This window comes from Streptomyces humi, from assembly GCF_001005085.2.
Lineage (GTDB): Bacteria > Actinomycetota > Actinomycetes > Streptomycetales > Streptomycetaceae > Streptomyces > Streptomyces humi.
In genome coordinates, this window is the sequence record NZ_LBMU02000025.1 from 155,677 (window position 1) to 169,059 (window position 13,383).

The 13,383-nt window shown below is 74.2% G+C and carries 10 protein-coding genes; all 10 read right to left on the reverse strand.

Features of this window, described 5'->3' with window-relative positions; all coding sequences use genetic code 11:
• Positions 1-31: 31 nt before the first annotated feature.
• Complete coding sequence (locus AAW13_RS11930) at positions 32-1,930, reverse strand: DUF6519 domain-containing protein (protein ID WP_046733780.1); 1,899 nt, start codon at positions 1,928-1,930, stop codon at positions 32-34.
• A gap of 12 nt (positions 1,931-1,942) precedes the next feature.
• On the reverse strand, positions 1,943-2,482 hold the full coding sequence (locus tag AAW13_RS11935; protein WP_046733779.1) for a hypothetical protein: 540 nt from the start codon (positions 2,480-2,482) through the stop codon (positions 1,943-1,945).
• 11 nt (positions 2,483-2,493) lie between these two features.
• A complete protein-coding gene (locus AAW13_RS46705) occupies positions 2,494-6,489 on the reverse strand; it encodes a phage tail protein (protein ID WP_046733778.1) in 3,996 nt (1,331 codons plus the stop codon).
• Positions 6,486-8,090, reverse strand: coding sequence for a baseplate J/gp47 family protein (locus AAW13_RS11945; RefSeq protein WP_046733777.1), 1,605 nt, complete (start codon positions 8,088-8,090; stop codon positions 6,486-6,488). The genes AAW13_RS46705 and AAW13_RS11945 overlap by 4 nt, the downstream gene beginning before the upstream one ends.
• Positions 8,091-8,093: 3 nt before the next feature.
• Positions 8,094-8,459 carry a GPW/gp25 family protein gene (locus AAW13_RS11950; RefSeq protein ID WP_046733776.1) on the reverse strand — a complete coding sequence of 122 codons (366 nt, stop codon included), beginning with the start codon at positions 8,457-8,459 and terminating at the stop codon, positions 8,094-8,096.
• 125 nt (positions 8,460-8,584) lie between these two features.
• Complete coding sequence (locus AAW13_RS11955) at positions 8,585-9,223, reverse strand: phage baseplate assembly protein V (protein ID WP_052768740.1); 639 nt, start codon at positions 9,221-9,223, stop codon at positions 8,585-8,587.
• Positions 9,224-9,300: 77 nt separating this feature from the next.
• Positions 9,301-10,482, reverse strand: a complete 1,182-nt coding sequence (locus AAW13_RS11960; RefSeq protein ID WP_046733775.1) for a hypothetical protein — start codon at positions 10,480-10,482, stop codon at positions 9,301-9,303.
• Between the two features lies 1 nt (position 10,483).
• Positions 10,484-10,801, reverse strand: coding sequence for a hypothetical protein (locus AAW13_RS11965; RefSeq protein ID WP_046733774.1), 318 nt, complete (start codon positions 10,799-10,801; stop codon positions 10,484-10,486).
• Positions 10,802-10,816: 15 nt separating this feature from the next.
• Entirely contained in the window at positions 10,817-11,566 is a 750-nt protein-coding gene (locus tag AAW13_RS11970) for a hypothetical protein (protein WP_046733773.1), read from the reverse strand.
• Between the two features lie 8 nt (positions 11,567-11,574).
• Positions 11,575-13,383: a hypothetical protein gene (locus tag AAW13_RS11975; protein ID WP_046733772.1), complete on the reverse strand. Its 1,809-nt coding sequence runs from the start codon at positions 13,381-13,383 to the stop codon at positions 11,575-11,577.

The following is a 13,383-nucleotide window of genomic DNA, read 5'->3' on the forward strand; positions in this document are numbered from 1 at the left end:
GTGCCGGCTGAGTGCCGGTTCGGATGCCGGCTCAGATGGCTGTGATGACCCGTCGTGCGAACAGGTCGGTGTTGGTGGAGCCGTTGCGGTCGTTGGCCCAGACGGCCCAGATGCCCTGGCCGGGGACCGGGACCGCGGCCGGGAACCCGTCGTTGCCGGGGCTCGGGGCCAGTCGCTGGGGTGCGGACCAGTCGCCGCTGGCCGCGTTGCGGCGGCGTACGACGACGTGGTTGGTGTTGTCGGAGAACCTCCGGGTGGACATCAGCCAGACGGTGCCGTCGGTGTCCTGGACCGCGGAGGGCTGGCTGTCGTTGGCGTCGGTGCCGGAGACCGCGACCGGGCCGGTCCAGGTGTTCCCGTTGAGGGTGAGCACGCTCAGTCCGCTGCCGGTGTTGTAGAAGACCAGCGCGGAGGTGGCGCCGAGCGCGAGGACGTGGATCTCGCTAGCCGCCCCGGTGGCCTGGGTCGTGCTGTCGAGGGTGGTGTTGACCGGGTTCAGCCGGGTCGCGGTCAGCTTGGTGCCGTCGTGGTAGGCGATGAACACCAGGCCGCCGGCGGACGCGGCGTGCATGGCGCGGCTGCCGGAGTTGGTGGCCAGCGGGACGGCCACGGTGTCCGGGAAGGAGTTGTCGGTGTGCCGGTAGCGGCGGTACACCCACTTGTCGGTGCTGGTGCCCTGCTGGTCGAAGACGAAGACCACGTAGTCGCCGGCCAGGACCGCCTGGACCTTCTGGTCCGAGGTGGCCGCGGTGTCCGAGACGGTCACCTCGCCGGCGCCCGCCAGGGACGTGAGCGGCCCCCGCTTCAGCTTCAGGTCGGCGTTCGGGTCCTCGCTGGCCGCCGTCTGGTAGGCGACCAGGAAGTCCCCGTTGGGCAGCATCAGGGCGGACGGCGCCGCGTGCACACCGCCGCTGGTCAGCGGTGTCGCCGGGACGCTGGTCAGGGCGGGGTTGGTCAGGTCGATCCGGGCCAGGGCGACCTGGCTGGTGCCGGACTGGCTGGACTGCCACACGATCACCAGTCCGTTCGCGTTGTCCAGGAGGACCGCCTTGCCGAGCACGTCGGCGCCGGGGCCGTTGGCGACCGCCACCTCCTGCGTGGTGGGCAGCTGTCCGGCCAGCAGCGCGTTGATCGCGCTGCGCAGGCTGACGAGCGGACGGTTGGTGCCGCCCCGGTAGTCGAGCGGGTCGACGCCCACCGTGTCGAGGACCAGGTGCGCCGGTGGCAGCAGCAGCCGCCGCTGGCGTCTGTCCGTGATGCCCGAGGAAGCGATGAGTGCCGTGGCGGCCGGGCGGTTGAGGGTGGCGAGCGCGGTGTAGGAGTGCCCGGCCAGGAAGTCCGAGGAGCCCGGCGCGGGTACGGCGGTGCCCACCCGGACCGCCCATTCGCGTTTGATCCGGGCGCACGACTCGACGCCGAGGCCGGGCAGGATCAGGGTCGGGTCGTCGTCGGGGGTGACCAGGTGCTCCCAGACGTCCAGGTAGGCGACGAGCGTGGTGGCCGTGCCGGGTGTGGTGAGGGCGGGTACGACGGGGACGCCGAGCTTCGCCGCGAGGGCCGCGGCGCCGGGCTGGGAGGCGTGCAGCGGCTGGGCCGAGAACGCCAGATCCGTCGTGATCATGACATCCAGACCGTCGACGATGATCCGGCCGGTGTGGGCGAGCGCGGTGTCCAGGTCGGTGCTGCCGCTGCCCGCCGGGGCTCCGGCGCCGATGGTGAAGTCGTTGCTCAGGCCCCCGGTGATCTGGAAGCCGTTGGTGCCCTCGGGGATGCCGTCGCCGACGTACCACTTGAGGAAGGCCCGGAGTTCGAACTTGCGGACGTCGTCCAGTTCGTTGAGGTCCGCGTCGACGAGCGGCACGCCCTGTTGCAGCCGTACGTTCACGTACCGCAGCAGCGGACGGAACGTGCTGGAGGTCATCGAGGCCATGGGTTCTCCTGCTCAGAACGTCAGCCAGACGGTCCGCTGCAACGTGCTCGCGGGGTCCTTGGCGATGACGGGATGGGTGACGTAGTTGACCAGCACGGTGGTCCCGTCCAGGCTCGCGACCAGCCCGAACTCGCGGAGATTGCCGCTGATGTGGTTGGTGTCCGGCCAGTTCGGGACGGCGGGTCCGAGGGTCGCCTGAATCTGTAGCCGGTTGGTGGGCGCGGCGGACACGGCGGCCGAGTCCAGGAAGTCCATCCGCAGGTTCGCCGCCGCCACCGTGTACGGGTGCGGATCGACCAGCGCCGTCTGCACGGCGGTGGCAGGCGGCGGACCGGCGCCGTCCCACTGGCTCAGCCCGGCGCCGACCTGGAGGCCCAGCAGGCCGGTGGACGCGGGGGCGCCGCGCAGCATGCTGGCCAGCAGCCGCCGGCAGTCCCCGACGATGGCGTTGGACCGCCAGCCGTGGTCCCACACCATCCGGCCCGCCGCGTCGAACAGCACGTCGCGGTACTGACCTTGCAGTCGTCCAGCGGGGTGTTCGCTCGTGGACATGTGCGCTCCTCCTACCGGAACGGTGGCCACCAGCTGCGTCGCCGCAGGGTGGTGGGCTTGGTGGGGTCGACGGTGATGCTCGTACCGTCGGTGGACAGGAACACCTGCCAGCCGGGCAGCCCGACCGCGGTCTCCTCGGCGATCCGCAGGACCTCGGCGAGCGGGTAGTCGTCGCTGAACGCGTCGGCGAGTTCATGGGCCGCCGGGAAGAGCAGCTCCTCCAGCGGGCCGGAGCCGAGCACCACCACGGCACGCAGGTTGACCGGCAGGAACCGCTCCAGGAGCTGGCGCAGCCGGTCGGCGTCGCGCTGCACGAGCGGCCGGCCGGTGGGCCCGCGTTCCACGTAGAGACCGATGGTGGACGGGGTGTAGAGCTCGTCGGCGGCGAGCGGGGCGCCGTCCGGCCGCTGGGGTGTGTAGTCGAGCAGGTCGCCGAACTGCCGGGTGGACCGGTTGCGGTCCAGGTCGGCGAGGGTCGCGGTGACGGTGCCCGCGAACCGGCGGACGGACGCCTCCTCCGGGGCGCGCCGGCCGGCCCCGTCCTGTGCGGGACCCGGCACGCCGCCGCCGAGCCGGCCGAGACCGACGTTGCGGTCGCTGCGGAACAGCAGCCCCGTCGGGCCGTCCGGGAAGGTGACCGGGGCGGGATCGGTGTCCGAGGAGGGGCCGGCGGTCACCGTGACGGGCGCCGCCGGGCTGCCGCCGGCGTCGAGGTCGGCGGACCACAGGCGTGGGCCGCCGCCCCGGTTCGAGCGGAAGTAGACCCGCGCGGCACCGGCCCCCAGCGGGACCAGTGCCGGTTCCCGGTCGGTCGCGGTGGTGCCGGTGACGGCGACGGGCGCCGACCAGGCGGTGGCCGGGAAGTCGAGGTGCCGTACGACGATCCCCCAGCGGTCGTCCGGGTCCGCGTGGGCCTGCCGGACGGCCGAGGACAGCCAGAGCCGGTCGCCGTCGGCGGTCAGGTGCGGGTCGCGCTCGCCGGGGCCGCCCTCCGGGAACCGGAGCGGCGCGGACCAGGAGCCCGTCAACGCCCTTACGGCGGACGTGAGTCCGGGCACGGTGCGCCAGATCCCGGAGCCGTCGAGGAAGGCGAGGCCGGCGGTGGTGCCCGCCCAGACGGTGTTCCGGTCGACGAGGACCGCCCGGCAGTCGCCGCTCGGCAGGCCCTCGGCGGGGGTGTGCACGCGGATGTCACGCGGCGACCGGATCTCGACCGCTCCGGCCGTGGTCGCCGCCCACACCGGCCCGGCGTCGTCCGCCCGGGGCTGCGGGCCGGGCGCGGCGGGGGCCGGGGCGACCTGCCGGACGTCGGTGGCGGCGCCCAGGTCCAGGGTGCGCGCCGTACCGTCGGCGCCGACCCGGACGACGCCGTGGGCCAGCGCCGCCCACAGCGAACCGTCCTGGGCCGGGGCCGCGTGCCGTACCTCCGTGCCGGCCAGGAACGAGGTCCAGGTGCCCGTGCGGTCCAGGCGGGACAGGCCCGCCCCGGTGGCGAACCACACCGCGCCGGCCAGGTCGGCGGCGATGTGCCGCACGTCGGCGCTCGCGAGGCCGCCGGCCGTCGCGGTGACCACCCGCCAGGTGCCGTCCGGCAGTAGCGCCGCGGCGCCCGCGCCGTGCCCGAACCACACCGCGCCGGACGGGTCGACGGCGACCGTCCGCACGTCGGCGGTGGCGAGGCTGCCGGCGGTGCTGCCCGGCGTGAAGACGGCCGTCGTCCCGTCCGGGCGGTGCACGGCGCCGCCGGCCGCGGTGGCGAACCAGCTCGCCCCGTCGGCGTCGACCGCGACCTCCCGGACGTCCGTCGTCGGCAGCCCGGTGACCGTGGCGAGCGCGCCGTCCCCGGACAGCACCCGCACCCCGGCGTCGGTGGCGATCCGGATCCGGTCGTCCCAGCGCAGCCGGTGCAGCCGCCAGCCGTCGTACCGGCTCGCCCAGCACAGCCGTACCGCGCCCGCCGGGTCGAGCACGGCCGTGCAGTCGGCGTGCCGGCCCGCCGGTACCGCCGGCAGGTCGGTGGCGGCGGCCCAGTCGATGTCGGACCGCCAGTCGCCCCGCCCGGTCAGGGCGCGGTCGCCGAAACCCAGGGCGCGGGCCGCGGTGGACTCCGACAGGTCGGCGCGCAGAGCGGTCCCGGGGCCGGTCGCGGTGGTGGCGAGGGCCAGCGAGCCGTCCCCGGCGACGGTGGCGGTGACCCCGGTGAGCTGTGCGTCGAACGCGGCGGCGACCTCCTCCGCGCGGGCCGCGGACAGGTCGGCGTAGTCGGCGGCGCGGACGGTGAACCGCTCGGTGGCGCCGTGGCCGGTGAGGGTCAGCACGGTGCCGGCGGTCAGCGCGAACGGCGCCACCGCGTCCCCGCGCAGCCGGGCCGGGGTGGGCGCGGCCGGGGTCCCGAGCCGCCAGCGCAGTCGCGCGGCGCCGGTGTCCGGGTGCTCGACCCAGGCCAGCCCGAGCCGGCCGTCCGGCAGCGCGACCGGCGCCGGATCGGCCTGCGGCGCGACCGGCTGCGGCTCGACCACGCGGGTGTCGGCCCAGGCGCCCCGGAAGCAGGCCTTGAGGTGCAACCGGGGGACGACGTCCCCGGCGCCCACGGTGGCGGCGTGGGCCAGCCAGAGCCGGCCGGCCGCGTCGGTGACGGTGGCGAGCCGGCCGCGGGGCGCGCCGTCCAGCGAGACCAGGCCGGCGGGGGCGGTGCGCACCTCTATCCGGGAGGCCTCGCCGGTGAGCCGCGACATCAGCCGGACCGCGCCCGCCGCCTGCTCCGCGCGTACCTCGCCGATGTCCCGGTTGACGATCGCCGCGACCTCTGCGGCGGTCGCGGCGCCCGGGTCGGCGAAGTCGGCCGGACCGAGGGTGATGGTGATCGGCAGGCCGCCGTCCGGCGCGATGGTGACCGTCATCCCGGCGCGCAGCGCGAATGGTTCGGTGGCGGCGCCGGTCAGCACGGCCCTGGTGGTGGCGGTGCCGGTGGCCACGTCGTGCGGTGCGGTGAAACCGAGCACCGCGGACGCCTCGTCGGCGCCCCACCACGCCCCGTCGCGCAGCGCCGCCGCGAAGACGTTGCGCTGCGGTGCCGCCCCGGTCCGCGCCACGTGCTGGGTGAACTCCGCGACCCGGGTGGACCAGCCGGTGTAGAAGTCGACGAGGCTGCGCAGTCCGGGCACGGTGCCGACGGCGTCGTACAGGCGGGGCGCGGTGCGGATCTCGTTGCGCTGGCGGGCCAGGTCGGTGTCGGCGGTGAGGTCCCAGCCGACCCACTGCGACAGCAGCGGCAGGAACCGGCTGTCCACGTCGGAGACGGCGCGCAGCCCCCGCAGGTTGTCCGCGGAGCTGCGGATCGTGTCGACGGCGGCACCCCAGACGTCCATGAGGCGCCGTAACTGGCCGCCGCCCGTGCCCGCCTCGGGCAGCAGGCCGGTGCCTGCGTCCGGGACCCGGGTGACGGTGTCGTGGCGGCGGTACACCTCGGGGATCAGCTCGTACAGGGTGCGGTGGGCGCCGTGCACGTCGCCCGGTGTGGCGACGGCCCGCATCGGCCGGCCCAGGGCGGGGCTGTCGAGCTGGTAGTAGTAGGGCGTGCCGGCGGCCGGTTCGCCGCCGCCGGGGCCGCCGACGTCGAGCAGGTCGAGTTCCAGGCGCAGTACGGCGCGGTCGGCGCCGAAGACGGTACGGGTGACGAGCCGGAGCACCTCCCGGGACACCCCGGCGGCGGTCTCGGCCACGCTGACGGTCCGTTCCCGGACCCGCTGGGCCCCGGAGGCCGTGTCGCGGTCCGGCAGGTCGGTCACGGTGAGCGTCCCGGGCACCGGGGCGGGCGGGAACGCGGTGCTGTCGTAGAGCAGCCAGGGGGCTCCGGTGTCCGGGAACGCGAAGTCGCGGGTCTTGCGGCGCACGGTGACCGGTGGCGCGTCCAGCACGGTCTCGCCCGGGTCCGGGACGAACGCCCAGCGGACCCGGATCCGGCGGCCGACCAGGTCGGCGCTCGCGGTGAACGTGTCGATCCTCATGGCAGTGTCGTCCGTACGGTCACGTCGAGGGCGCCGGGGACGGCGATCTCGAACTCCCCGATGTCGATCCGGCCGTCCGCGGCCACGTCGACGGCGACGGCGTCCCGCAGGAAGGCGGGCAGGTCGGCCAGGGCCGGCAGGTTGTACCGGGCCAGTTCGGCGTCGACGTCGGGCGTGGGCCGGTCCTGCCGGCGCAGCCGCGTCACGGTCGCCGCGAGGACCCCCGGGACGGACTCGGCGGCCGCGAACACCTCGCTCTGGAACAGCGGCCGGCCGAAGTCGGCACGGGCGAACGACAGCAGGTCGGTGACGGCGGCCGTCACCTGCCCGGCGACCGCGTCGGTGACGAACCGTTCGTCGACGAGGAGTTCGACGGCGATGTCCACGGCGACCGGCTGCGCGTCCAGCACCCGGACCAGGCAGCCGGCCATCCGCTTGTCCTCGAAGTAGCCGACGAGCCGGCTCCGCAGCGCCTCCGGGACCGGGACCAGGGTGTCCCCGGCGGGCGCCACGTACAGGTCGATGCGGTTCCAGGAGACGCTGCGGGCCCGGACCTTGGCCACCGTGCCGGTGCTGTGCGCCAGCGCCTCGTAGTCGCTCGCGGTCACCGCCCGGTTGGTGGAGCGGAACGCGAAGGGCGCGTACCGGGCGGCGTGGTCGGAGCGTTCGGCGTCGCTGCCGCCCGCCGTGGCGTTCTCGTTCACCACGGACCGGAGGGTGTCGACCGGGGTGAGGGCGGTGGTGACGGTGCCGGCCGCGATGTTGCCGGCGGTGCCCTGGCAGACCCGGTAGGAGACGCGGATGTTGTTCACCCCGGCCGGGGGCACCCGGCCGGCGCCGAACACGGCGTGACCGATCCCATCGGCGTCGAAGAGCAGCTGGTAGTAGCGGGCCTCGGGGTGGGAGAAGACGGCCCGGCCGTCCGGGGCGATGTCGAAGAGCAGGCTGTCGCGGCGGTCCCAGGTCACCCAGCCGGCGCCCTCGTTGACCTCGACGACCACCGACGACACGACGACGGACGCGTCCGGCAGGGCGAAGGACTGGCTGGCCTCCCCGGTGGACGAGCCGATCGGCACCGGCCCGACCGCCCGGCTCTGCTCGACCGGCAGGCCGGCGTAGCGGACCACCGGCCTGCCGTCCGCGCCGGTGCCGGGGCTCAGCTGGTCGGACAGGAGCGCCAGGTCCAGGTCGGGGCCGAGGTAGGTGAACTCGATCGCCGCCGCGCCCGGCGGCCGGGCGGCGAACTGCGCGCCGTGCGGCACGGTCACGGTGCGCGGGTCGGCCGGCCGCGGGAAGGTGAGCAGCAGGTCGCCCATGGCGGGGGCGGCCGGGGTGAGCTCGTATCCGATCAGCCGCAGCAGGTCGACGATGCTGGCCCGCTCCGTGGCGGTGCCCGGGAACAGCTCGCTGGCGATGCGGTCCTGGTAGTAGAGCATGATGTCGCCGACGTAGGCGAACAGGTCGACCAGCAGCATGCCGAGGTCGGCCGGGCTCTGGTCGGTCCACTCCGGCAGCCGCTGCTGGGCCAGCCGGAGCATCGCCGCCCGCAGGGACGCGAAGTCCTTGTCGGTGTAGTCGATCGCGGGTACCGGTGTCGTCATCGCCTACACCAGGGGGACGATCATCTCGGCGGAGACCGGCTTGTCGCTGTGCACGTAGCTCAGCAGCAGCCGCAGTTCGCCGTCCGAGCGGGACAGCCGGGCGCGGGTGACGACGACCCGCCGCTCCCAGCGCACGATCGCCTCGTGCGCCTGCTTGCGCAGCAGGTCGGCGGTCACGTCGTCGTCCGGCTCGTGGACCAGGGTGTGCACCCGGGTGCCGAAGTCTCGCAGCATGGGCCGCTCCCCCAGCCGGGTCCCGAGCAGGATCCGCAGGTCGTCGCGGATCTTCTGGGTGCCCTCGGTCCAGGCGATGCCGCCGGTGCGCGGGTCGATACGGAACGGGAACGCCGCTCCGCGGGCGTCGGCCATGGGGTCTCCTTCACGTGACTTCGGGCGGGTGACTTCGGGCAGCCGGCTTCGGGCAGCCGGCTTCGGGAAGCCGGCTTCGGGAAGCCGGCTTCGGGTAGTTGACTCGGGATGGGGCTGACGGCGTTTCACTTCACGACGGCCGACCGGCTCAGGTGCACGCCGGGCTGCAAGGTGAGCGGTGCGAGCTGCGGCGACGGGGAACCGGGCGGCCCGTGGACATGGGTGAGCAGCTGGGTCCACAGCTGGTTGAAGCCGTTGCCGAGGAGCGTGGGCTCGCTCGCGTCGCTGCCGACGGCGACGCTCGACCCGTCCAGCACGATCCGGTCGGCGCTCACGCGCACGCTGCCGTCGGGCTCGATCGAGAGGGCGGCGCCGCCGCTGTGCCGGATCAGGATCCGTTCCTGTCCGTCGGTGTCGGTGAGGTCGACGGTGTGTCCGGCGGCGGTCCGGATGACCTGGTGCTCGGGCGGGGTCACCCGCGCCTCGGCCGGCACGGCTCCCACCGGGTACCAGACGCCGACCCAGATCGGGGCCCGGGTGTCACCGGCCGCGAACTCCACCCAGACGTTGGTCTCGTTGGGCGGTACGAAGAAGTGCCCGTGCGGGAAGCAGGGTTCGGCGGTGACCAGGGCCTCCGGTCCGAAGATGTCGGGCACCAGCACCTGGATCCGGCCGCGCTGGCCGTCGTCGGTGTTGTCCTTCACGATCCCGCGGTACTTGCCGTAGAAGTTGCCGGAGTGCCGGGTCGGTTCGCCGGTGAGCATGCCGTGCCTCCTTCTTCCTCCGCGCCGGGCTTCCCCGGTGCCGGGCTTCCTCCGTGCCGGGCATGTCGGGCCCTGGGTCACCGGGTCGCGGTGATGTCGGTGAAGTAGCTGGTGTCCTGGTGGTCTCCGACCAGGTCGCGGGTGTAGACGTGGGTGACCCTCGCCAGGTACCAGGCCCCCTCGGCCCACGGGGCCAGCCCGGTGATCCGCAGCATCGCCTTCGCCCGCAGCAGCACGTTGCCGACGGCCCTGCCCCGGCCGCTCATCCCGACGATCCGGGTCGGGTCGGCGCGCACCCGGTTCCGGGCGTCCTGGGCGGAGCCCGCCGCCCTGCCGACGACCCGCTCGGCCGGCGCGGTGAGCCGGGCCTGGGCCGCGGCCGTCTGCCCGGTCAGGGCGGTGACCGCGGCGCGCATCGCGACCGGCAGGTCCGGGTCGCGGCCGGTCTGCGGTGCGGCCGGCGGGAGCCGCGGCGGGCGTGGGGGCGTGGGCTGGTCGACGAGCTTCCCGGTGTCCGGGTCGACGGTGCTCGCCGAGCGGTCCGGGACCGCGCCGGAGCTGATCCGCTCGTACGTGAAGGAGACCAGGTCGCTGCCGACCCGGCAGTACCGCAGCGTGCCCACCGGCTCGGCGGCCGCGACGGACTCGATCGACCGGAACGAGAACCGGGACCTCAGGTCCTTGTCGAGTTCGACGTAGGCCAGGCAGCCCTGGTTCTGGGCCTCGTGCAGGATGAAGTCCCAGACCGAGGCGGCGACGTAGCGGCCGCCGCCCCTGCTGTCCGGCGCGGTGTCGTCGACGGGTTCGATCGTGCCCTCGGTGATCCCGGTGCCCTCCGCCAGGACCAGCCGGCGCAGCAGCGCGCTGAGCGGCTCGCCGGTGGCCCAGGTCCGCGGGTCGAACGGCGTCTGCGCCAGCCGGTGGGTGTAGTCCCGGGCGGTCAGCTGGATCCGCTGCCCGGCCGGCTGCCCCTGCACCACGGAGCTCACCACGACCCCTTCGAACAGCGGGGCGTGCTGCATCCGCCGGCCCATGTCGATCCGGATCACCAGGCCCTCGAACAGGGCGTGGGCGAGAACGCCGGTGGGGTCGTCGAGGACCACCTTCGCCTCGTCGGTGAGCCGGTCGTGGTCCTCCACGGTGATCGACCACACGGGCACCGTGACGTCGTGCAGTTCCCTCGGGTCGAGTCCGACCTGCACGGTGGCGTACGCGGCCCGGTTGTCGCCGCCCGTCACGGGCGGGATCGCCACGGTCATCTCAGAACACCCGGTCCCGGTTGACCACGCCGACGTCCTGGGAGGCCGGCACCGCCACGGCGGCGCCGGGACGCAGGTCGAGCGGGAACGCCACCGGGTTGGCGTCGGCGATGCGCCACCACACCTCGCTGTCGCCGAAGTAGCGCCAGGACAGGTACTCGAGGTCCTCGGCGCCGGTGACCCGGTGCTCGTAGGCCACGGCGCCGTCGGCGGGCGGGGTGTGCCGGCGGATCGCCACGGTGGCCCGGGGGGTGCCGCCGGCGTCCACGGCGGGGTGGACGGCGGCCTGCTGGTACCGCGAGCTGATCGACACGGACATGATGGGGCGCTCCCCTCAGAGCTCGAAGATGTTCTGCACCAGTCCGGCGCCGGGCACCGACTGCACCCAGTCGTCCAGGCCGAGCTGGCCGTAGGACTTGCCGACCTCGACCAGCCGGTCCAGCACATCGAGGCCGGTGCTGACGGAGGCGGTCTGTTCGTTGAGGGTCAGGCTGACCTCGGCGCGCTCGGGCGTGAGGTCCGGCTTGAACTTGGTGATCTTGATGTTGAGGTCGGTCATCACACAGTCCAGGTCGATGCCGCCGAGTTTGAGCGTGCACACCGGCGGCCGGGCCGGCGGGCAGAACGTCTTGGCGGCGCTGAACCAGGCGAGGACGTCGTTGACCGGGTCCCAGGCCGGGTTCATGAACGAGCGCAGGACCGCGAGGCTGGGCTCGATCCGGCCGCCGAACCGCGCGTCGTCCGCGGCCTGGCCCTCCCCGCTCTGCTGTGCCGGGATGTCCGGGAGGGCCCGCGCGTCGAGGGCGAAGTCCAGTGCGAAGGTGCGTGGCTTGCCGGTGTCGGCCTCCAGCGCCTTCGTCCCGACCAGCAGGCTGCCGATCTCCTTGAGGTCGTTGACGGCCCCGCTGACGTTGCCGAAGCCGCTGGAGGCCCGGGTCTGGTCGAAGGCCCACTTGCCGAAGCTGGTGGTCTCCCGGTAGGCGAAACTCTTCTTCTCCGAGAGCAGTTCCGGGTTGAACTGGAACCGGAAGATCAGCGGCGGGACGGCGAGCAGGTTGGCGAGGTAACCGGCGGTGCGTGCCATGGCGACTCCTAGAGCGGACGGGGCAGCCGGCTGCCGCCGCCGCGCTGGTCGTAGTCGAACCACATCCGGGCGTGCCGGTCGATGTCGTCCGACGGGTGGGCGGGGCGGGCGGGTTCGGCGGTGGTCAGGGCGACGGGCGCGGTCGCGACGGGTCCGGGCGCGGCGCTCGCCACGTCGACGACCACCTCGTCGATCTGGATGACGGCCCGGGTGCGGTCCGCCGACTCGACGGCGCTCCGCGGGATTCCGTCACGGCCCGCCGGGCCGGTGAAGTGGCCGGTGATGGTGGCCAGCAGGCCGTCGAGTCCGCCCTTGGTCAGCCAGGTCTCGTAGGCGTCGGCGACCGCCGTCAGACCGGTCTTCGGGGTCACGGCCTCGCCGACCACGAGCCGGTCGGCCAGCCGTGCCGACTGCGCGTTGACGTCGTCCAGGGCGCTGCCGAGCCGTGCGTCGGACCGCCTGGACTCGGCCAGCGCGGCGGCCTCCATGGTGGACCCGAGGGTGCGCAGCCCGTCCGACGCGGCGCCGCCCAGCAGGCCGGCCGCGTCCGTGCCCAGCGTCCGCAGCCCGCCGAGCGCCTCGGTCAGGCTCGTGACGAAGGCCGGGTCGGTGAAGGGCGCGACGGGGTTCGGCACGGCGGGCCGGACGGCCACCGGGGCGTTGCCGCCGAGGACGCTGGCCGGCAGGCCGAGCTTGGCCGCGTCGTCGAGCGCGCCCTGTTGCCGTGCGGTCAGCTGGGTGTCGGTCTTCAGCTCGAAGACCAGTGGCAGCACCGCGGGCAGGATCCGCACCAGGTGCGTGATCACCCGGAACACCCGTCGCTCGCCGAAGTCGCGCAGGACCGTGCCGACGGTCGGGATCAGCCAGTCGAGCAGGCCGTCGACGGTGGCTCGGACGGCGTCCCCGAGCGTCGCGCCGATCCGCAGCACCGCGAGAAGCGCCTGCTGGACGCCGGTGAAGACCCCGCCGATGATCCCGTCCACGGTGCCCGCGAGGACTCCCACCACGGTGGCGCCGACCCGGGCCACGACGGCCACCGTGTCCAGGGCGAGCACCAGCAGCGAGCCGCGCAGCAGCAGGGCGACCCGCAGCCCGAAACGGAGGCTCTCGGCGAGCTGGAACCGGATGTCGCCGAGCCCGTCGACCAGCAGCGCGAGCGAGCCGACCGCGACGGGCAGCGCGATGACGAGGCCGTCCACCACCTTGGCGACAGCGGTCAGCAGCGCGGTGGCGCTGCCCAGCTGGTCGGTCAGCGGCCGCGCCGCGACGGCCGGACCGCCGGCGGGCGCGCTGCCGCCGGCCCGGAACAGCGCGGTGAGCGAGTCGACGGCGCTCCTGATGCCGTCGAGCCGGGCGACGAGGCCGGTGCCGGGACCCGGGGGGACCGTCCCGGCACCGGAGGCGGCCGTGGCGGTACCGGACGGGCCGCCGATCAGGGTGAGGATGTGTTCGACGTGCTCGGCGATCGCCGCGATGTCGTGGAACGACCAGACCAGCTTGAACTGTGAGACGGCGCCGCCCGCGACCCCGCCGACCAGGTTGCCGACGAACCCGCCGAGACCGCCGAGGAGTCCGGACAGGAAGTCGCCGAACCCGCCGCCGGGCGCCAGGTCGTCGATGTTGACGACGTACACCTTCAGGGCGCCCTCGAACAGGGGCGGTGCGCCGAAGTGCGGGCCGGCGGTGATGACGGACGTGAACGCGAAGGTGCCGTACGTGGACGTGGCGCGCTCGATGTCCTCCAGGGCGCGACGGCCGAACCTGGTCTGGGTGAGCAGCAGTCCGAGCTGGGTGATCAGTTCCCCGGTCTCGTCCAT

Excerpts from the sequence above, each read along its gene's own strand:
- AAW13_RS11930 (WP_046733780.1), bottom strand. The coding sequence starts at position 1,930 with ATGGCCTCGATGACCTCCAGCACGTTCCGTCCGCTGCTGCGGTACGTG.
- AAW13_RS11935 (WP_046733779.1), bottom strand. The coding sequence starts at position 2,482 with ATGTCCACGAGCGAACACCCCGCTGGACGACTGCAAGGTCAGTACCGC.
- AAW13_RS46705 (WP_046733778.1), bottom strand. The coding sequence starts at position 6,489 with ATGAGGATCGACACGTTCACCGCGAGCGCCGACCTGGTCGGCCGCCGG.
- AAW13_RS11945 (WP_046733777.1), bottom strand. The coding sequence starts at position 8,090 with ATGACGACACCGGTACCCGCGATCGACTACACCGACAAGGACTTCGCG.
- AAW13_RS11950 (WP_046733776.1), bottom strand. The coding sequence starts at position 8,459 with ATGGCCGACGCCCGCGGAGCGGCGTTCCCGTTCCGTATCGACCCGCGC.
- AAW13_RS11955 (WP_052768740.1), bottom strand. The coding sequence starts at position 9,223 with ATGCTCACCGGCGAACCGACCCGGCACTCCGGCAACTTCTACGGCAAG.
- AAW13_RS11960 (WP_046733775.1), bottom strand. The coding sequence starts at position 10,482 with ATGACCGTGGCGATCCCGCCCGTGACGGGCGGCGACAACCGGGCCGCG.
- AAW13_RS11965 (WP_046733774.1), bottom strand. The coding sequence starts at position 10,801 with ATGTCCGTGTCGATCAGCTCGCGGTACCAGCAGGCCGCCGTCCACCCC.
- AAW13_RS11970 (WP_046733773.1), bottom strand. The coding sequence starts at position 11,566 with ATGGCACGCACCGCCGGTTACCTCGCCAACCTGCTCGCCGTCCCGCCG.
- AAW13_RS11975 (WP_046733772.1), bottom strand. The coding sequence starts at position 13,383 with ATGGACGAGACCGGGGAACTGATCACCCAGCTCGGACTGCTGCTCACC.